This window comes from Xanthomonas euvesicatoria, from assembly GCF_013112235.1.
In the GTDB taxonomy this organism is placed as follows: Bacteria; Pseudomonadota; Gammaproteobacteria; order Xanthomonadales; family Xanthomonadaceae; genus Xanthomonas; species Xanthomonas euvesicatoria.
On sequence record NZ_JABFFS010000001.1, the window covers coordinates 1,469,694 to 1,488,542 of the forward strand.

Annotated in this window: 15 protein-coding genes and 1 other RNA gene; 6 read left to right on the forward strand and 10 right to left on the reverse strand. The window is 66.4% G+C overall.

Going from position 1 to position 18,849, the window contains the following annotated elements; all coding sequences use genetic code 11:
- Window positions 1-161 precede the first annotated feature (161 nt).
- The gene (locus HLH45_RS06195; RefSeq protein WP_011346013.1) at window positions 162-1,049 is read left to right on the forward strand and encodes an alpha/beta fold hydrolase; all 888 of its coding nucleotides are present in this window, start codon (window positions 162-164) and stop codon (window positions 1,047-1,049) included.
- A 240-nt stretch (window positions 1,050-1,289) separates the two neighbouring features.
- A non-coding RNA gene (locus HLH45_RS06200) (sX9 sRNA) lies at window positions 1,290-1,366 on the forward strand.
- Between the two features lie 4 nt (window positions 1,367-1,370).
- Here the strand turns inward: HLH45_RS06200 and gvpU are convergent.
- From gvpU to HLH45_RS06240, 8 genes are all read right to left on the reverse strand, one after another.
- The gene (gene gvpU, locus HLH45_RS06205) at window positions 1,371-1,829 is read right to left on the reverse strand and encodes a gas vesicle accessory protein GvpU (protein WP_008572349.1); all 459 of its coding nucleotides are present in this window, start codon (window positions 1,827-1,829) and stop codon (window positions 1,371-1,373) included.
- Window positions 1,830-2,052: 223 nt separating this feature from the next.
- A complete protein-coding gene (locus tag HLH45_RS06210) occupies window positions 2,053-3,633 on the reverse strand; it encodes a gamma-glutamyltransferase family protein (protein ID WP_008572350.1) in 1,581 nt (526 codons plus the stop codon).
- Window positions 3,633-5,093, reverse strand: coding sequence for an AtzE family amidohydrolase (locus HLH45_RS06215; RefSeq protein ID WP_046931963.1), 1,461 nt, complete (start codon window positions 5,091-5,093; stop codon window positions 3,633-3,635). Before HLH45_RS06215 ends, HLH45_RS06210 begins: the two co-directional genes overlap by 1 nt.
- A gap of 438 nt (window positions 5,094-5,531) precedes the next feature.
- Complete coding sequence (locus HLH45_RS06220) at window positions 5,532-6,674, reverse strand: nucleoside hydrolase (RefSeq protein ID WP_046931962.1); 1,143 nt, start codon at window positions 6,672-6,674, stop codon at window positions 5,532-5,534.
- A 150-nt stretch (window positions 6,675-6,824) separates the two neighbouring features.
- Window positions 6,825-8,375, reverse strand: a complete 1,551-nt coding sequence (locus HLH45_RS06225) for an adenosine deaminase family protein (protein ID WP_033478995.1) — start codon at window positions 8,373-8,375, stop codon at window positions 6,825-6,827.
- Between the two features lie 127 nt (window positions 8,376-8,502).
- Entirely contained in the window at window positions 8,503-9,816 is a 1,314-nt protein-coding gene (locus HLH45_RS06230) for an NCS2 family permease (RefSeq protein WP_033478996.1), read from the reverse strand.
- Window positions 9,817-10,181: 365 nt separating this feature from the next.
- Entirely contained in the window at window positions 10,182-11,138 is a 957-nt protein-coding gene (locus HLH45_RS06235) for a PDR/VanB family oxidoreductase (protein WP_008575629.1), read from the reverse strand.
- Between the two features lie 17 nt (window positions 11,139-11,155).
- Window positions 11,156-12,208 carry a Rieske 2Fe-2S domain-containing protein gene (locus HLH45_RS06240; protein ID WP_008575627.1) on the reverse strand — a complete coding sequence of 351 codons (1,053 nt, stop codon included), beginning with the start codon at window positions 12,206-12,208 and terminating at the stop codon, window positions 11,156-11,158.
- A 125-nt stretch (window positions 12,209-12,333) separates the two neighbouring features.
- On the opposite strand from HLH45_RS06240, the gene HLH45_RS06245 reads away from it, so the two are divergent.
- Window positions 12,334-13,251, forward strand: coding sequence for a LysR family transcriptional regulator (locus HLH45_RS06245; RefSeq protein WP_008575625.1), 918 nt, complete (start codon window positions 12,334-12,336; stop codon window positions 13,249-13,251).
- A gap of 211 nt (window positions 13,252-13,462) precedes the next feature.
- Window positions 13,463-14,275, forward strand: a complete 813-nt coding sequence (locus HLH45_RS06250) for a TatD family hydrolase (protein ID WP_008575623.1) — start codon at window positions 13,463-13,465, stop codon at window positions 14,273-14,275.
- A 137-nt stretch (window positions 14,276-14,412) separates the two neighbouring features.
- On the opposite strand, the gene HLH45_RS06255 is transcribed toward HLH45_RS06250, so the two are convergent.
- On the reverse strand, window positions 14,413-15,081 hold the full coding sequence (locus HLH45_RS06255; RefSeq protein WP_008575621.1) for a VOC family protein: 669 nt from the start codon (window positions 15,079-15,081) through the stop codon (window positions 14,413-14,415).
- Window positions 15,082-15,413: 332 nt separating this feature from the next.
- On the opposite strand from HLH45_RS06255, the gene HLH45_RS06260 reads away from it, so the two are divergent.
- Window positions 15,414-16,292: a hypothetical protein gene (locus HLH45_RS06260; RefSeq protein WP_008575620.1), complete on the forward strand. Its 879-nt coding sequence runs from the start codon at window positions 15,414-15,416 to the stop codon at window positions 16,290-16,292.
- A 286-nt stretch (window positions 16,293-16,578) separates the two neighbouring features.
- On the opposite strand, the gene HLH45_RS06265 is transcribed toward HLH45_RS06260, so the two are convergent.
- On the reverse strand, window positions 16,579-17,466 hold the full coding sequence (locus tag HLH45_RS06265) for a LysR family transcriptional regulator (RefSeq protein WP_008575617.1): 888 nt from the start codon (window positions 17,464-17,466) through the stop codon (window positions 16,579-16,581).
- A gap of 96 nt (window positions 17,467-17,562) precedes the next feature.
- Here HLH45_RS06265 and HLH45_RS06270 point away from each other — a divergent pair, with 96 nt between their 5' ends.
- Complete coding sequence (locus tag HLH45_RS06270) at window positions 17,563-18,843, forward strand: MFS transporter (RefSeq protein ID WP_031420749.1); 1,281 nt, start codon at window positions 17,563-17,565, stop codon at window positions 18,841-18,843.
- Window positions 18,844-18,849 lie beyond the last annotated feature (6 nt).

An 18,849-nucleotide genomic window follows, 5' to 3' on the forward strand; every position in this document is an offset into this window, starting at 1 on the left:
ACCCACGCATCAATTCCCACCGGCAACATGCGCCGGCGTTACACGGGCGCCGCTCCATCCTGCGCCTGGGGTGGATTGGCACGGCACTGGCCCTGGGGGCCGGCAGATTGCGTGCAGCCGACACTTCCGGCGCATACACCCCACCACTTGACGGAGGCAGCATGTCCCACGACTCCACCCAGCGCATCAGGTATCGCACCCAGCAGGTTGGCGATGTCCAGGTGTTCTATCGCGAGGCAGGGCGCAAGGACGCACCGGTCCTGTTGCTGTTGCATGGGTTTCCCAGTGCCAGCCACATGTTCCGCGACCTGATGCCGCTGCTGGCAAGCCAATACCGTCTGATCGCCCCGGATCTCCCCGGCTTCGGCATGACCAAGGCACCGCCGCGTGGGCAGTTCGATTACACCTTCGAGGCGCTCTACAAGGTGATCGAAGGCTTTACCGACGCCTTGGGGCTGACGCGTTATGGCCTGTACCTGTTCGACTACGGTGCACCGGTCGGCTTCCGCCTTGCGGCCGCGCATCCGGAACGGGTGAGCGCCATCATCAGCCAGAACGGCAATGCCTACCTGGAGGGCTTCAGCGACCAATGGGACGCCTGGCAAGCCTACTGGCGTGAGCCAAGCGCCGCCAATCGCGAGGCCTGCCGTGCATCGTTGTCGCCGCAGACCATTCGTGAGTGGCAGTACGGTACCGGTGTCGCGCCCGGGGCACTGTCGCCGGACGGCTACATGCTGGATATCGCCTACATGGCGCGCCCGGGCGCCGAAGAGATCCAGCTCGACCTGATCCTGGATTACCGCAGCAACGTGGCAGCGTACCCGGCATTCCAAGCGTATTTTCGTACCCATCAGCCGCCATTGCTGGCCGTGTGGGGCAAGCACGACCCAGCCTTTATCCCGGCCGGCGCACAGGCCTACCGCAAGGATCTGCCAAAGGCCGAAGTGCACCTGCTGGACACGGGGCACTTTGCACTGGAGACGCATGCGGTGGAGATTGCGCACTCCATCAGTGAGTTCTTGTCGCGTACGCTCGCGCCGTCTGTATGACGCGTGGCCGTGTTGATGCCACTGCATCGCCAACGTGCGCTGAGGTCCAACGGCGCTGCCTGACACAGGATCGCCAAATGCTGCCGTTCTGGAGCGGCCTTGCACTGCTTCGAGATGTGGTTGGTAGTCCAGTGTGAGATGGCGCGCACTCACACTGGAGCAGACGGTACGGGGCTTGAAGCACCTAACAAAAACGACTGCGCCGCCGCCAGGCGGGCGCGGCCGGTGCCCGGAATCGGCATGTACCACACGTACACTGCGGTTCTGAGCGCGCCTTCCGCGCCCACCTGACGGCGGCGCGCGACGTGCTGTTGGCCGCGCTCAGTCTGCCGACAGCGACCCAAGGGTGAAGCCGGAAACCGCATTGACCTTGCCACGCCACAACACGCCACGGTTGCTTGGCAGCGGCTGGCCGCCCGGTGAGAAGCAACGCGCATCGATCAGGTGGATGAACTGCGGCGGCGTGCTGCTCTGCTGCGCATCGTCTTCGGAATCGTAGATGCTGGCGTGGCTGGCAAACGCGCGACGGATATCTTCTTTTTCATCGGCCGCGCCGGGGTAGGCCGCAGAGAACTCCTGCGCAAATGCCTCGAAATACCGCTTGCCGCTGACCAACTGGCCGGAAATGACGATGCCTTCGACAAACAGCGTGACGCCGAACTGCACGTCCGAGGTGTTGGCAATGCCGACCAGCTTCTGCAGATACCAATCCACGCTCTGGCCATCGAACGCCAACTTGACGTCTTCCAGCGACGGTTGATGTTGATCTTGGTCTGTCATGTTGCTCTCCTTGAGTGGATTGGACGACGCGTTAGCCGTAACGCAGATGTGGATGGCGCGCCCTTGGCGTGCCTAAGCATGGCACACGGATCGCCAAGGTTGCCGTGGTTGGGTTCGCTACGAAGGCTCCGGCACGACGGTCTTGCGACACATGGACACTTTCACCCGGTGCATGCCCATGGCGCGCATGGGGCGAGCGACCGCAGCGGAACGACCGCCCTAGTCACCACCCCGCCACCACCCCATCGGAGCGCGGATCACTGGCGCCGCTGATCACGCCATCGACCTCACGCACCAAGGCACCGGCATGCCCCATCACCGCGCTGTACGCCGGCAGCAGTTCCACCGCATGCCCGGCGTTGCGCAGGGCCTGCACCACGGCCGGGTCGAAGCGGTCTTCCAGCTTCAACGCCGTGCTGTCTTCGCCCCAGGTGCGGCCCAGCAGCCAGCGCGGTGCGCTGACCGCCTGCTGCAGCGGCATGCCGAAGCGGGCGTAGCGGGAGAACACGGCGGCCTGGGTTTGCGGTTGGCCTTCGCCGCCCATGGTGCCGTAGGCCATCACGCGGCCGTCGTCGAAGGTGGCCAGCGCCGGGTTGAGCGTGTGGAAGGGCTTGCGTCCCGGGGCGAGCGCATTCCAGCCATCGGGGGCGAGGCGGAAGCTGCAGCCTCGGTTCTGCCAGGTGATGCCGGTGCGCGGCAGCACCAGGCCGGAGCCGAATTCGAAGTAGGTGGACTGGATGCAACTGACCGCGCGGCCGTGCGCGTCGATGGCGCCGAACCAGACGGTGTCGCCTGCTTGCGAGGGCTGTGGCCACGGCAGTGCGGCGCTCATGTCGATGCGTGCGGCAAGCGCATCGAGTGCGGTGCTGTCGTCGAGCAGGGCTTGCGCGTCGAGCGTCATCCAGGCGGGGTCGCCCAGGTGTGCGTCGCGGATCAGGAACGCCTGCTTGCTGGCTTCGATCAGCCCGTGCAGGTGTGCGTAGCTGTCTGCGTCTTCCACCTTCAGGCGATCGAAGAGCGCCAGGATCAACAGCGAGGCAAGCCCCTGCGTGGGTGGCGCGTGGTTGTAGAGGCGCGCGCCCTGGATGACAACCGATAACGGCACGCTGACGTCGGCGCGATGGATCGCCAGGTCGTGTGCGCTGAGCGGGCTGTCCAATGCCTGCAGGTCTGCGGCGATATCGTGTGCGATCGCGCCACGATAGAAACTCTCCAGCCCTTCATCGGCGAGCCGCTGCAGGGTGCGCGCGAGCTGCGCCTGGTGCAGCAGCGCGCCTTCGCCCAGCGGGACGCCGTGCGGCTCGAAGATCTCGGCATAGGCGCCGGGTTGCAGACGCAGTTCTGCGCCCTTGCTGGCGGCGATCTGCGCCCCGCCCAGCGTGACCGGCACGCCGGCGCTGGCGTGATGGATCGCATCGCTCAACAGGCGTTGCAGCGACACGCTGCCGTTTGCCTGCTGCAGGGCCAGCGCCCAGCCGGAGACGGTGCCGGCCACGGTATTGGCCGCGCCTGGCCCGCGCCACGGAACGTGGGCGTGGCCGCGATAGAAATCCAGTGTTGCCGCCTGCGCCGCGCGGCCGCAGGCATCGATGGCATGCACGCGGCCATCGGGTTCGTGGATGAGCCAGAAGCCATCGCCGCCGATGCCGGTCATGTGCGGGTAGACCACCGCCAGGCAGGCGGCGGTGGCCACGACCGCTTCGACGGCATTGCCGCCGTCGCGCAAGACATCGCGCCCGGCCTGTGCGGCCAAGTGGTGCGGTGCGACCACCATGCCGCGGCGCGCGCGCAGGGTATGCACCATCAGCGTGACTCCGGCGGCGGGCTGAAGGCGAGCAGGCCGTCGCGTTCGAGTTGCGCGGCCAGCGCAAACAGGCGGTCTTCACGGCCGGGCGCGGCGATCAGTTGCACGCCCAGTGGCAGGCGCCCGGGACGCGGCAACGGTGCGGCCAGCACCGGGCAGGCGGCCAGGCCGAGTGGCTGGGTAAAAATGCCCAGGTTCGCGCGTGCGGAGACGGGCAAACCGTCGATCTGGATGGTGTCCTGGTCGATGCGTGGCGCCACGCACGGGGTGGCCGGCGCGATGAGCACCTCCACCTGGTCCCACAGCGCGTGCATGGCATCGGCAAACCATTGTGCGAAGCGGTGCGCATCGGCCACCGCGCTGGCGGGCAGCTGCAAGCCGGCGAGCAGGCGGTCGCGGGTGGCCGGGTCGAACTGCGCGCCGTGCGCGGTGAGTGCGCTGCGGTGACGATGCCCGCCTTCGGCAGCGGTCAGGACGAAGGCAGCGGCGCGTGCGCGTTCGGCCTCCGGCAGGTCGATCGACGAACGGCTGTTGCAGGCGGTGAGCAGGGCCTGCAGCCCGGCCTCCAGATCCGGATCCAGATTGCGTTCAAACCAGCCGCCCAACCGCGCGACACGCAGGTTGCCGGCATGGCACGAAGGCAGCGGCTGCCCGCGCAGTACCTCATGGATGCGGCGCAGGTCGGCCACCGAGGTGGCGAATGGGCCGGCCACGTCCAGTGCGTCGACAAACGGGAACACGCCATCCAGGGGCACGGCGCCGTGCGTGGGGCGCAGGCCGTAGATGCCGCACAGCGCGGCCGGCACGCGGATGGAACCATTGGTGTCCGAGCCAAGCGCGAACGGCACCAGCCCGGCCGCCACCGCAGCCGCCGAGCCGCCCGACGAGCCGCCCGCCAGGTGCTGGAGATCGTGTGGATTGGCGGTGGTGCCGTAATGCGCGTTGACGGTGGCAAAACCGTACGCGAATTCGTCCATGTTGGCGGTACCCACCAGCACGGCCCCGGCGTCGCTGAGCCGTTGCACCACCGCCGCATCGCGGCTGGCCGGCGGGCAGTGCGCACGCACCGCGGCGCCGGCGGTGGTGACCTGCCCGGCGACGTCGAACAGGTCCTTGACCACGAATGGCACGCCGGCCAACGCGCCCCCGTCGCTGCCCCCGGCAAGCGCGGCCTGCACGCGCGCGGCATCAGCCGCGGCACGCGCCGGCAGCAGGCGGGTGATGGCGCACAGGCGGTCGTTGGCCTGGTTGATGCGCGTCAGCGTCTGGGTGGCCAGTCGCGCGGCCAGCGTGGGCTGGCTGCGCGTGGTGCTGACGATGGAGGCAATCTGGCCGCGCGCACCGCCGCCCTCGTGTGCCGTTGCAGGCGGCGCATGGAAGCTGGCCAGCAGCTGCGCGTGCCCACGCAGCACTTCGGTATTGCGATCGACGCCTGCCTGCCATTGCGCGGGGAGTTGCATGGATCACCTGTTGGAAAGCGGGGATTGGGGAGTTGAGATTCGCTTGTGTGCTTGGCGTGCGGGTCGTGCAAACGTGCTGGCTGATGCGTTGAGAGCCGACACGAGGCTGTCGGGATTGCGCGTCACCGTTACGCGGTCGTTGTGACCGCAAAGACCGCAGACGTGCAGCTTCCGGCATTCGATCTAATCATGCAGCAGCGTCATCGCGTGTCTTTCTGTCTCACGTCCTGATCGAACGGCTCTCCCGCGGAGCGAGAAGGCACGGTTTGCGCGCCACCGGTGCGCGTGCATGGGAGCGTTCGCATCGCAAACGCGGGCTGGGGCGCTGGCGGCGTTGGGCGAGGCTGTCACGGCAGTTGGAGATGTGCCAGGCATTTGTTTCCACATTCCTCACCAGCGACTCTACCGATGCAGCACTGTCATCCGCATATCGAACCTTCATTCGCCCTGCGGGCACCTTGTTCCATCAAGGGGACCGAGGTCCGATGGGAAAAGGGGAAGTGGTAACCCCACTGCCGGTGGTTGCGGCGCGGTGAGGCGGTCGACCAGCAGCTGTTCGAATGCCGGCACGTCCACCGCATGCACCACCGTCTGCGCCTGCTCGCCCAGCCCGGGCTGATACCCCGGTGCCCACGACAAGATGTCGCCGTACCCGGCATCGAAGGCGGTGTTGGTGTCGACGTACAGCGTTTCGGTGCGGGTGGCCAAGTCGGGGCGCAGCCACACGGCCGTGGCCAGTTCGTCCCACATCGGAAAGCCCGGCTCGCGGCGGCGCAGTGCATGGCCAATCGTGGTGTCGGCCGCACTCATGCGCGCCAGCAACTCGGCGGTGAGTTCGGTGGCGGTGGAGGGGTCGACCGGCACCATGGTGATCTGCCGCCACGGCGCGCGCATGACGATGCTGGCCGCTTCCGGGTCCCAGCGGATATTGAATTCGCGTCGCGGCGAATTGACGAACTCGCGTGCGAATTGCTGCGCACTCACGCTGTTGCGTTGCTGCCGTGGATTGAGGCTGCCACCCATATAGACCAGCTCGCGCGCCAACGTGGCAAAGGACGGGTCCAGCGATTGCGCCAGTGCCAGGTTGGTCAACGGGCCGGTTGCGATGATGCTCACCTCGCCCGGGTATTGACGCACCATGCGCAGCATGAACAACGCGGCCGGCTCGTCTGCTGGGCGCACCACGCTGGGATTGCCCAACGCCAGCTCGGGCACCACATCGTGGGCGTGATAGCGCGGCGCGCTTTGCACGGTGTCGCCGTCCACCCAGTGCCTGGTCCATGCGCCTTTCCAGACGAGTTTGCCGTACAGCGCTTCCCAGCGCTCGGTGGCCAACTCGCTGTTGAGCAGCGGATGCACCGGGCCGGGAAGCACTGGAATCTGCGGATGGCCAGCCAGTTCCAGCAGGCGGCAGGTATGCGCCAGCGCCTCATCGCGCCAGATATTGCCGCTGACGGCACTGATGCCCAGCACCTGCACGTCGGGCGATTGCAACAGCAGCAGCTGTGCGGGCGTGAAGCCGTCGATGTCGTCTTCGAGAATGACGCGGCGTCTGGATGAGGGGCGGTGCGGATCGTTCATTGCGTTCTTGTCGTGGAAGGTTGAAGGCGTTGCAACGGCGATGGAGAGAGGCATTTGTAGGAGCTTGCCTGCGCGCGACGGTGCGTACCGGTAAAGTGCGTTCGTGCTCGGGCGCGCTCCTACGTTGCATATGTCATGTCGTTGTCGGTGCTATCTGTGTTGCAGCAATAGCGTGCGCTCGTACTGGGCCAGGTCGGTTTCCAGCTGCCATTGCAACCGCGCCTTTTCGCTGCCCTGGCGGAATGCGCGACAGGCAGCGTCATCGGTTTCGCGCTGCAACGCCGTGGCGCAGGCCTGCGCAACTTTACCGTCGGCATCCCACAGGCTGGTGCCCGGCAGGAAGCTGTAGGTGAGGCCATTGCGGGCCAGCTGTTTGAGCGTGGGGTAGTCGAGGCCTTGTTCCTGCATCGCGCGTTGGTACTCGTGGGTCATGTCCGCACGCGAGACGCCGGCATCGTCGGTGGACAACACCACCGGCACGCCGGCACGCAGATACAGCGCCAGCGGATGCGCCATGCCCTTGACGCCCAGGATCACATCGTTGCTGGTGAGGTTGATCTCCACCGCAACCTGTTCGCGTCGCATGCGTTGCAGCAGTGTCTCCGCATCGTCTTCGTAGGGCAGGTCCACGCCATGACCGATGCGGCGTGCACCGGCATCCACCGCCTGCCGAATATGCGAGCGCAGCTGCGCCGGCGGCACCAGCCCCAGCGCCAGCTCGCCGGCATGCAGCGACAGCGGCACACCGGGATAACGCGTTGCGAAGAAGCGGAACATCGCCATGTGCCGCGCGTAATCGGCCAGCGCCACTGGATTGTCTTCCGGCGCGACGATGTTCAGCGCCACCGCGCGGCTGCCGCCGGCCGCGATCAGCGCATGCGCCAGCGCCATCTGCCCGAACACCATCGGCTGCGGCAGCACGCGCAGCACATACGGAACATAGCGGTACTCGACCGTGCAGCCGGGGCGTGCATCGGCCTGGTCGCAACGCAGTACGCGCCGGACCTGCGCGTCGATGTCGGCAAGATCGCGTTGCGCGGCCTGCACCAGCGGCGCCAGGTCGGGCTGCAACGCACGCAGGTTGGCTGCGTCGTCCTCGCCCTTCCACGGCAGTAACTGCATGCGCTTGGCAGCCTGATCCATCTGCGGCGGGTTGGCGATGATTTCCACATACGGCACGCGGTCGCGTGCGGCCTGCTCCAGCACTGCGGCGACGGTGTCGGCAACGCGGGTGCGGACCACCGCATCGAACTTGCCGAAGGTGCTGAAGAACTGATCGTGGCCGCTGGGGTGCGTTGGGCCTGGCAGGAAGTTGCGCATCGACAGCGAATTCACCATCCGCCCGTACAGCGCGGCATTGCGGGTCGCCAGGCCGCCCGCCGGCTCCTGGCCGGCCCCGCAGGGCGGCGCGCGCAGGCTCAGGTCGTCCAGTTGCACGCAGGCGCCATCGTCGCTGGCCCACTGCAGATAGTCTTCCGCATACACCGAACCGGAGAGGTGGTTATGCAGGTCGCCACCTTTCGGCATGGCCTGCAGCCAAGTGCGTAGCTGTGCCGGCTGCGCGGCCGCCTCACGGAACAACTGCGCCACCTGCAGTTGGCGTTGTTGCGCAGGCGCAGGTGCTGGTGTTGGCCGTGCGTGCACGGCAACGGGCAAGCACGCCCACACGCTCAGGATCAGACAGCGGCGAACAAATGGCATGCAGGAGACTCGTTTGGAGAGACGGTGGCGTGCGACGGCCGGCGGCCCCATAGCTTGCCCACCAGCGCGATCCGAAGCCACCCACGTACGCGCCGGCAAGCAGGCCTGGAACACGTGGAGGCACGCATCATTCCAGCGCATAGCGCAGCACGAACAAGCCCGCGATGGCCCAGGTGGCCGGGTGCACCCCACGCCAGCGGCCGCTGCCGAGCCTGAGCGCGGCATAGGTGATGAAGCCGAACGCAAGCCCCGTCGCAATGGAATAGGTCAGCGGCATGGCGAGCATGCAGATGGCGGCCGGCAAGGCGTCGCCCACATCGTCCCACTGGATCTGCGTGCATTCGCGCAGCATCACCGAGGCCAGGTAGATCAGCGCGGGTGCGGTGGCGTAGGCCGGCACCATCGCGGCCAGCGGCGAGAACAGCAGGGCAAGCAAGAACAAGGCGGCAACCACCAGCGCGGTGAGGCCGGTGCGCCCGCCCACCTGCACGCCGGCGGCGCTTTCCACATAGGCAGTGGTGCTGGAGGTGCCGAGCAGCGAGCCGGCCAGGATGGCGGTACTGTCGGCAAGCAGCGCGCGGTCGAACTGGCGGCGCTGCGCGGGCGTGTGCAGCAGGCCGGCGCGTTGCGCCACACCCATCAGCGTGCCGGTGGCGTCGAACATTTCCACCAGCACGAACACCAGCACCACATGCAGCACCGCAGCGAGCGCACCGCCGCCGCCATGGCCGTGCAAGGCGCCGACGATATCCAGCTGCAGCAAGGTGGGCGCCAGGCTTGGCGGCAGCGCCAGGACGCCTTGGTAGCGCACCAGCCCCAACGCCAGCGCCGCGCCGGTCACCGCAAGAATGCCCAGCAACATGGCACCCCGCACGCGGCGCACTTCCAGCACGCCGATCAGCAGTAACCCGGCCAGCGCAAGCAGCGGCTCGGGCCGGTGCAGATCGCCCAAGGTCAGCAAGGTCTGTGGATGCGCCACCACCAGCCCGGCCTTCTGCAGCCCGATCAGGGCCAGGAACAAGCCAATGCCCGCCGCAATGGCGCTGCGCAAGGTGGGCGGAATGCCATCCACCAACCAGCGCCGCGCGCCGGTGACGGTGAGCAGCAGAAAGAGGCAGCCGGAAACGAACACCAGCCCCAGGGTCTGCTGCCAGCTGTAGCCCAATGTGCCGACCACGCTGAAGGCGAAGAACGCGTTCAAGCCCATGCCCGGCGCCATGCCGATGGGATAGTTGGCCAGCATGCCCATCAACAGCGAGCCGAGTGCGGCGGCCAGGCAGGTGGCGACGAACACCGCGCCGTGATCCATGCCGGTGGTGGCCAGGATGTCGGGATTGACGAAGACGATGTACGCCATCGTCAGGAAGGTGGTGGCACCGGCCAGCAGTTCGGTGCGCACGCTGCTGCCGTTGGCGGCAAGCGCAAAACCGGGCCAGCGCATCAGCATGCGCTCGGGGCGTACAGCCGGTTGACGGCAGGACAAACGAACATCGGCAGAGATCTCATCGATACGGGGCGGGGTGCGTGGCAGGGCACGCACGCGGGCGGCCCATCTTGCCCTGTTGCGCTGCGCTTGCCACGGGCATCGGGCACGGATTGCGCTGCAGGAGCGTTTGCACACAGGTGCGCGGAAGCGTCACGCGGCATCGCGCATCGTTGCGGCGCATGCCGCGCCGCCGCTGCACGCATGGCAGCGCACGTGCCGTGGGCGATGGCGCGCTGTGTCGCCTGCCATCGTGAAGGGCAAGCGAGGCGTCAGGCTGCGCGAGGTGAATGACAACCGCAATGGCGCCGCGACGACCGAGCTCAAAGATCCAGCACCAACTGTGGCGAGCGGCTGCGCGAACAGCACACGGTGATCTGCCGGTTGGCGGCGCGTTCGGCGTCGCTGAGCACGCTGTCGCGGTGATCTGGCGTGCCAGCCAGCACGCCGGTCAGACAGGCGCCGCACATGCCTTGTTCGCACGACAGCGGCACCTCGATACCGGCATCGCGCAAGGCGCTGGCGATGCTGCAATCGGCCGGCACCTGCACCACGCGGCCGCTGGCAGCCAGTTCCACCTCGAACGCGCTGTCGGCATCGTGGGCGAGGCTGGGCGCGGCGGCGAAGTGTTCGCGATGCAGTTGCGCCGCCGTCCAGCCATGCGCCTTTGCCAGCACGGTGAAGTGGTCCATGAACGCCGCCGGCCCGCACAGATACAGCTGGTCGCGCGCACGTGCCTGGCGCAGTTCCTCGGGCACATGCACGCGTGGACTCTGCCCGCCATCGCTCAGGTGCAGGTACACCTGCCCATGCGTAAAGCCTTGTTGCAGCCGCTGCGAAAACGCCACATCCGCATGCCGGCGTGCGTAGTAGTGCAGCACGAAGGGCTCGCCGCGCGCTTCCAGTGCTTGGGCCATCGACAGCAGCGGGGTGATGCCGATGCCGGCCGCCAGCAGCACATGGCGCTCGCCGGGGTGCAGCGGAAACAGATTGCGCGGTGTAGAGATGTGCAGGCGGTCGCCGGGCGCGAGCTGTTCGCACAGATGCCGCGAGCCGCCACGCGAGGCGTCTGCCAGCTTGACGCACAGCAGATAGTGGTCGCGCACATGCGGCGCGCTGGCGATCGAATACTGGCGAACCAAGCCATCCGGCAGATGCAGGTCGACATGCGCGCCGGCCTCGAAGGCCGGCAATTGCGCGCCCACCGGTTCCAGCCGGATCGCGCGCTGGCGGTGACCCTGATCGACGACGTCGGCAACGCGCACTTCATGCAGGCTCATGCGGGTGTCCTCGGCCGTCAGCGCAGGAAGAAGTCGCTATAGCCCTGGCTGCGCAGCCCGCGGCGATAGGCGATGGAACTGCGATCGGCGGGAATGTGCACTTCCAGCAGCGGGTCCAGCGGCAAATACTCCGGCCGCTGCGTTTCCACCATGGCGCGGTCTTCTTCGAACACGCGCAGGTTGAAGGCGTGCACGTCTTCCACCGGCAGATGGGTGTCGAAATTGCGCGCGATCGGCACCAGCAGCCGGGTGGTGTGCTTGGACACCGGGCTGGCGGCATTCATGATCACCAACCGCTTGCCCGGTACCGGGAAGTGGATGGTGAGCGTGGCGGTGAAGGGCAGATGCACCTCGAAATGACGTAGCCACTGGAAGGTCGGGTCCACGTCGGGCAGCGGCATGTCCACCGAATAGTTGGCCACGGTGCTCAGGTAATCGGCGTTGAAGCCGGTCGGCGTTTCGGTGGTGGTGTAGGCCGGCACCTCGCGTTTGTCCGGCTGGGCGAAGGTGGCGGTGTGCACGAAGGCGAAATGCGCCACGTCGATGAAGCCTTCCAGCTGGCGCGCGGCGCTGCCGCCGATGTCGAAGGCCGGGCAGACGATCTGCTGGAAGCCGTCTTCGTCCCAGCCCGGCATCGGTGGAATCTGGATGTCCGCATCGCTCACCCCGGCCGGCTTGGCCAGGCACACCCAGATCAGCCCGTAGCGTTCGGCCACCGCATAGGTGTGCAGACGCATCCTGGCCGGGATGTTCTGGCTGGGGCTGGCCGGGATATGGTTGCAGCGCCCGCCCGCGCCGAAGCGCAGGCCGTGATAGGCGCACACCACGCCGCCGCCATCGGCCGTGCCCATGCTCAGCGGCACCCCGCGGTGCGGGCAGACGTCGCGCGCGGCCACCAACTCGCTGCCCAGCCGGTACAACACCAGCGGCTCGTCCAGCAGGGTGGCCTTGAACGGCGCTTCGCTCACCTCGCTGCTCAGCGCCACCGCATGCCAGTGCCGGGCCAGGCGCTGCCAATCGGCGGCCTCGAAGGTGCAGTGCAGCGGCAGGGCGGGGACGGCGACATCCATGGGCGGTCTCTGGCGTGGGGCGGGAGCGGTGCCGGATTGACTCTAGGAAGCCGGGGGTGTGTGATCAAACATCGATTTTCAGCCCAGCCATTGCAAAAAATGCAACGCCAACCGAGCCCCGCCGCATGCTGACCTTTTCGCGCTTTACCCGGTATTTCATCGAAGTGGCCCGCTGCGGCAGCATCCGCAAGGCCTCCGAGGTGTTGCACGTGTCGGCGTCGGCGATCGACCGGCAGATTCTCAAGGCCGAGGAAGAACTGGGCGCCCAGCTGTTCGAGCGCCTGCCCGGCCGGTTGCGGCTCACCGCCGCCGGCGAGCTGTTGCTGGTGGACGTGCGCGGCTGGGAGAAGGCCTACGCACGCACCCTGGAGCGCTTCGACGAGCTCAAGGGCCTGCGCCGGGGGCATGTGGAGATCGCCATGATCGACGCGCTCAGCGAAGGCGTGGTGCCCGCGGCGGTGGCCGCGCTGGTGCAGGAGTACCCGGGCATCACCTTCAACCTGTCCACCGCGCGCAACCAGCGGGTGATGGAAATGGTGACCTCGGCCGATGTGGATATCGGCCTGCTGCTGGACCCGGTCAGCAGCGTGGACCTGGAGGTGCGCGCGTTTGCGGACATTCCGCTCGGCATTGCGATGCCGGTGGGGCACCCGTTGAGCACCCGTACCGAGCTGCAGCTGAGCGAGACGCTGGAGCACCGTCTGTTGCTGCCGGCCGCGCCGTTGATCGTCGGCGAGCACGCCAAGGTGCTGTACCAGCGCCAGCACATCGATGTGAAGCGGCTCACCCACTGCAACGACGTGCGCACCCTGCGCGGCCTGGTGCGTGCCGGCGCCGGCGTGGGGCTGATGTCGTGGCTGGACGCCGCCCCGGACGTGGCCGACGGGCGCCTGGCTTTCGTGCCGTTCCGCCAGCACCTGACCAAACCGATGACGCTGGCGCTGTGCGTGGCCCCGCAGCGGCAGCTCTCGCGCTCGGCGCAGCTGGCGATCCAGGCGCTGGCGGCAAAGATCGATGCGATGGCGGTGCCGGCGGTGGGGTGAGTGTGTCGCGCAGGCGGCCCTCATCCCTGCCCTTGCCCCGCAGGGGGAAAGATCGCGCGTTCGTGCAGGCTCGTGGCTGCAGGCACCGCTGACCGCATGCAGATCCCGTTGCGGATGTTCTTTCCCCCGCCTGCGGGAGCAGGTGCCCGCAGGGCGGATGAGCAACCTCACCCAGTACAATCACCCCTGTTCTTTCAGGCGACACCGCAGCATGCAATTGATCGATATCGGCGCCAACCTCACCCATGACGCGTTCGATCGCGATCGCGATGCGGTACTGCAACGCGCACGCGATGCCGGGGTGGCGCAGCTGGTGATTACCGGCGCCAGCCGCGAGCATTCGCCGCTGGCCCTGCAACTGGCGGAGCAACACCCCGGATTGCTGTACGCCACCGCCGGCGTGCATCCGCATCACGCAGTGGAATTCACTGCCGAATGCGAAGCGGAAATGCGCACCCTGCAGGCGCATCCGCAGGTGGTGGCAGTGGGCGAGTGTGGGCTGGATTACTTCCGCGATTTTGCGCCGCGCCCTGCGCAGCACAAGGCCTTCGAACGCCAGCTGCAGTTGGCCGCCGATAACGGCAAGCCGCTGTTCCTGCACCAGCGCGACGCGCATGAGGATTTCATCGCCATCATGCGCAGCTTCGAAGGCCGCCTGGGTGCGGCGGTGGTGCACTGCTTCACCGGCACGCGCGACGAACTGTTCGCGTATCTGGACCACGACTACTACATCGGCATCACCGGATGGCTGTGCGATGAGCGCCGCGGTGCGCACCTGCGCGAGCTGGTGCGCAACATTCCGGCCAACCGGTTGATGATCGAAACCGATGCGCCGTACCTGCTGCCGCGCACGCTAAAGCCGATGCCCAAGGACCGCCGCAACGAGCCGATGTTCCTGTCGCATATCGTCCAAGAGCTGGCGCGCGATCGTGGCGAAGATGTCGCGGTGACCGCCGCCAACAGCACGGCCGCGGCGCGTGCGTTCTTCCGCTTGCCGGAGCCTGCCAGCGCCACGAGCGGCTGACAGCATTTCGCAATCGTGCTGCAATCGCGCGCTGTTACCGCAGTGCACGCGTGCCGCACCGAGCCGGCCGTATCTGCCGGCGGTGAGCGCAGTGCTGCTGTGCGCGGCGCTTAGTGGATCGAGCTGCGCGCGGAAGTTTACGCGGCCAGCAATTCCCACCCCTGCGCATCGCGCAGGCGCAGGCCGGGTTCTGGCGCGTCCACGCTGATGCGCAGGCCGTCGGCCCAGGGCAGTTGCCGTTGTTGCGGAAACCACCGCCGGCGCTGGTCGACTACGATCAACAGGCCGTGGTCATCGCCCAAGGCCGCAAAGCCCTCCAGCGGCGGGGCGAACGGTTGCAGGCCGAAGTGATGCGCCAGGCTGCGCGTCACTACCTCGACATTGTTGCTAGGCAGGCCGATTTCGCTCAGGCACAGCAGTTCTTCGCCGCCGAACTGGCCTTCACCGACCGGTGCATCCTGCAAGGCATTGCGCGCGATCAACTCCAGCACTGCGCCATCGGGCCCGGCGAAGTACACCGAGTGCGACTGCCACACGCCGTCCAGGGCGAAATGCTCGCGACCGTGTGCATCGCTCAGCAAGGTGGCGCGTGCGCTAATCCACTGCGCAGCGGCTTGGAAGCGCGACGGGGCCACGTTGAAGGCCAGATGCACGCTGCCCACCGGCCGCTGCGCCTGCACGCACTCCAGTGTGCTCCAGCCGATGCGCACCGCGTTGCCATGGATGGGCAACTGCAGTACATCGCGGTAGAAGCGCAGGGTCAGGTCGGGGTCCAGGCAGGGCAGTACCAGATGACGCAGATGCATGGCGGCAATGTCGTTGGAAAACCGGCATTGAACGACCTCAAGCGCAGTTGAGGTCAAGCGTTTCACTCTGCGCGTCGTAACCGGTGGTGAGTAAGTGCCGGCCGGCGGGCTGACCTGACTGAGTTTTGCCTGCAATTGCTGGCATCGATCGATTTCAATGTTCACAGCCACTCGTTAGTTGCCCGACAGTTCGCTGCTTCGCAGGCCGGGCCTTCGCATACGCAAGCGGGATTTCCATCGGCGTGGACGCGGCGTGCGCATCATTGCCTATGCTTTAGAAAAGCATGGGAGATGTACAAATGGGAAACTGCCTGCGCATACCCTCTGCAAACATGGCGCCCGCGTTGCCGGAGCATGGCACCGCCGAAGCGTCCACCAGCAACCCCATGCCGCATGCAGGAAACATGACGGCTGGGCCGCAGGAGCACACTGCCGTCGAGGGTTGCGCCGGACGCCAGATTGCCGATATGTGGCTGTCATCCCTGGAGCGACCGGCCCGCAGACCCTCCGGGAGTAGGAGCCAACCCACCGCCCAGTCGCGCCCCCAATCGAAGTTGGAGAAGTTGACCGAGCAACGCCAATCGATGCTACAGCGCGCGATCATTCTGGAAGACCAGTGGCGGAGTCTTCAGGAACGCTGCGCGAGAACAGGTGTCGGCGGCCGGCAAGCATTCAATCTCGATATTCTCAAGGGAATCATTGACCGGGACAAACAGGCGTTGGAGCGCATGGGCGGTGAAGGTAGCTATATCGCTGAGCGCCACCTTCACCGAATCGAACGCACACTGCTGGATTTTGAGAAAAAAATCAGCAATAAAAAAAAACTGGAATCGCATCTTGCAAAAGCGAACGATTTCCTGGCCCGGCTGAAGCTGCTGAAAGACGAGCTCTCAAGCCGAGGCGAAAACAAGGGCATCTTGAATGATATCGATTTAAATATAAAAGACTTGGAAGGCATCTTGAATGAACTGACGAGGATTGATGCCAATGGTGCCGGCATCGAATACGACGGCTGCCGTGGAGGTGCCATCGCGTACTTCGATAGTGTCACTATATCGCTTGAAGCGATGCTTCGAAGTCAGGATTCGGGCTATTCTGATTATCTGCGGCCTGCGCTGGCCAATGTCCTACAGGATGGTTACTCACCAAGCAGGCGGAAGGCGGTAAGCGATGCTGGGATGCGCGGTGGCGCCAGCGATGGCATTTCTTGAAGAGCGAGCCCGCAGAGTCTCAATGGTCTCCATAGGACGGCGATTGGTCTTCCAAAGCGCAGCCACGTAACGTCTGCCTCGGTGTTCCCTGTGCGAGTAACAACCCGGCACTGCCCAGACGTCGATGATCTGGGAAACGATGGGTTGCTACTCGAACGATGTCTGCAGTGAGCGCCGGCCCCTCGCGGTCGGTGCATGCGGTCGGCAATGATCAGGGCCCAGGGTCAACATCGTTCCAACGGCATCAAGCAGGAACGTCGCTGTATCGTAGGTCGTGTGGCCAGCGCTAGATCAACTTGGCCAGCGCCCACAAATGCCGCACCAACGGTGTGGTTTTCAGTCCACCCGGCGCGGCGGCCAGGGCCAGTCGCGCCAGCGGCATATGGCCTTCGATATCCAGATAGCGCACGCCGGGTCGCTGCAGCTGCGCGGTGGAGGCGGGCACCACCGAAACGCCCAGCTCGGCGGCCACCAGATTGATGATGGACGACATCTGTGGCGCTTCCTGGGTGATGCGCAAGGTCACGCCGGAGTCGCGGCAGGCGGAGAGGATTTCGTCGTACAGGCTCGAGCCGAAATTGCGCGGAAACAGGATGAAGGGTTCCCCGGCCAGCGCCGCCAACGGCGCGCTGTTGCGCGTGGCCAGGGGGTGCGCGGCGGAGACGGCGATCTTCATCGGCTCGTCGGCAAAGCGCAGCAATTGCAGATCCGGTGGCGTGCTCAGCCCATAGCGCACGAACGCCGCATCCAGACGGCCATCGGCCAGCCCGACCAGCAGGCTGGCGGTATTGGTTTCTTCCAGCAGCAACTCCACCTGCGGCCACTTGCGGCGGAAGTCGCGAATCAGGCGCGGCACCACTGGGCTGAAGGCGGCAGAGGCGGTGAAGCCCAGGCGCAACCGTCCGGATTCGCCACGCGCCACCCGGCGTGCGGTTTCGGCGGCGCGTTCCACATCGGCAAGCACGCGCCGCACCTCGCCCACAAACGCCTCGCCAGCCGGAGTGAGCTCGGCGCCGCTGTGGGTGCGCCGAAACAACGGCGTGCCCAGCTCGCGTTCCAGGGTCTGGATCTGCTGGCTGAGCGGCGGTTGGCCAATGCCCACGCGCGCGGCGGCGCGGGTGAAATTGCCTTCTTCGGCAACTGCAAGGAAATAGCGCAGGTGACGCAGCTCCATCCATCTGTTCCAGATATGGCAACTGCCAGCATCATATATTGGACAGGGGGTGGCGGCAGGCGAATACTCCCCTTCCCACGTCACACGTGCACTGCCGTGTCTTCCTCCGATCATCGCCCGGGTTTGCTGCCTGACCCACCCACCCGTTCCGACCCAGATGCCGACGCACCTGCAGCGGTGCGCATTCGCCTGGCGCTGTTTCTGGCCGGCTTTGCGACCTTTTCGCTGCTGTACAGCGTGCAGCCGCTGTTGCCGGAATTTGCGCGTGCCTTCAAGGTGGACCCAGCGACCGCCTCGCTGCCGTTGTCGCTGGCGACCGGTGCGCTGGCGCTGGCGATTTTTGGTGCTGGCGCAGTGTCGGAAAACCTGGGCCGGCGCGGATTGATGTTCGTGTCGATCGCATTGGCAGCAGGACTCAATCTGATTGCTGCGTTCCTGCCGCACTGGGGCGCGCTGGTGGTGGTGCGTACCTTGTCCGGCATCGCGCTGGGCGGGGTGCCGGCGGTGGCGATGGTGTACCTGGGCGAAGAATTGCCGGCCAGCAAGATGGGGGCGGCCACCGGCCTGTACGTGGCCGGCAATGCCTTTGGCGGCATGAGCGGGCGCATCGTGATGAGCGTGCTGACCGACCACACCGATTGGCGCACCGCATTGGCGGTGTTGAGCGTGTTCGACCTGCTGTGCGCGCTGGCGTTCTTCTGGCTGCTGCCGCCGTCGCGCAATTTCGTGCGCCGGCACGGCATCAACCTGCGCTTCCATCTGCGCGCCTGGGCCGGGCACCTGCGCGATCGCAATCTGCCGTTTCTGTTCGCGCTGCCGTTCCTGTTGATGGGTGTGTTTGTGTGCCTGTACAACTACGCCGGCTTTCGCCTGGGCGGGCCGGAATTCGGCTTGAGCCAGAGCCAGATCGGGATGATCTTCAGCGCCTATGTGTTCGGCATCGTCAGTTCCTCGGTGGCCGGTGCGGCATCGGACCGGTTCGGGCGCGGGCCAGTGGTCACGATCGGCATCGTGCTGTGCGGGCTCGGCGTGGCGCTGACCCTGGCGCACGTGCTGGCGTTGGTGGTGGCCGGCATCGTGGTGGTGACGATCGGGTTCTTCATCGCGCATTCGGCCGCCAGCGCATGGGTGAGCCGGCTCGGTGGTGCGCATCGCAGCCATGCCGCGTCGCTGTATCTGCTGGCGTATTACGCCGGCTCCAGCGTGATCGGCGCGCTCGGCGGCTGGTTCTGGCAACACGGCGGCTGGGCCGCGTTGGTCGGCATGTGCCTGACATTGTTGATGCTGGCGCTTGCGTCGGCATACGTGCTGCGCCAACGTGCCGACGATGCACGCCCCTATGGCCGGTTTGCCCCGCATCCTGCGCGGGGCGAGTGATGCAGC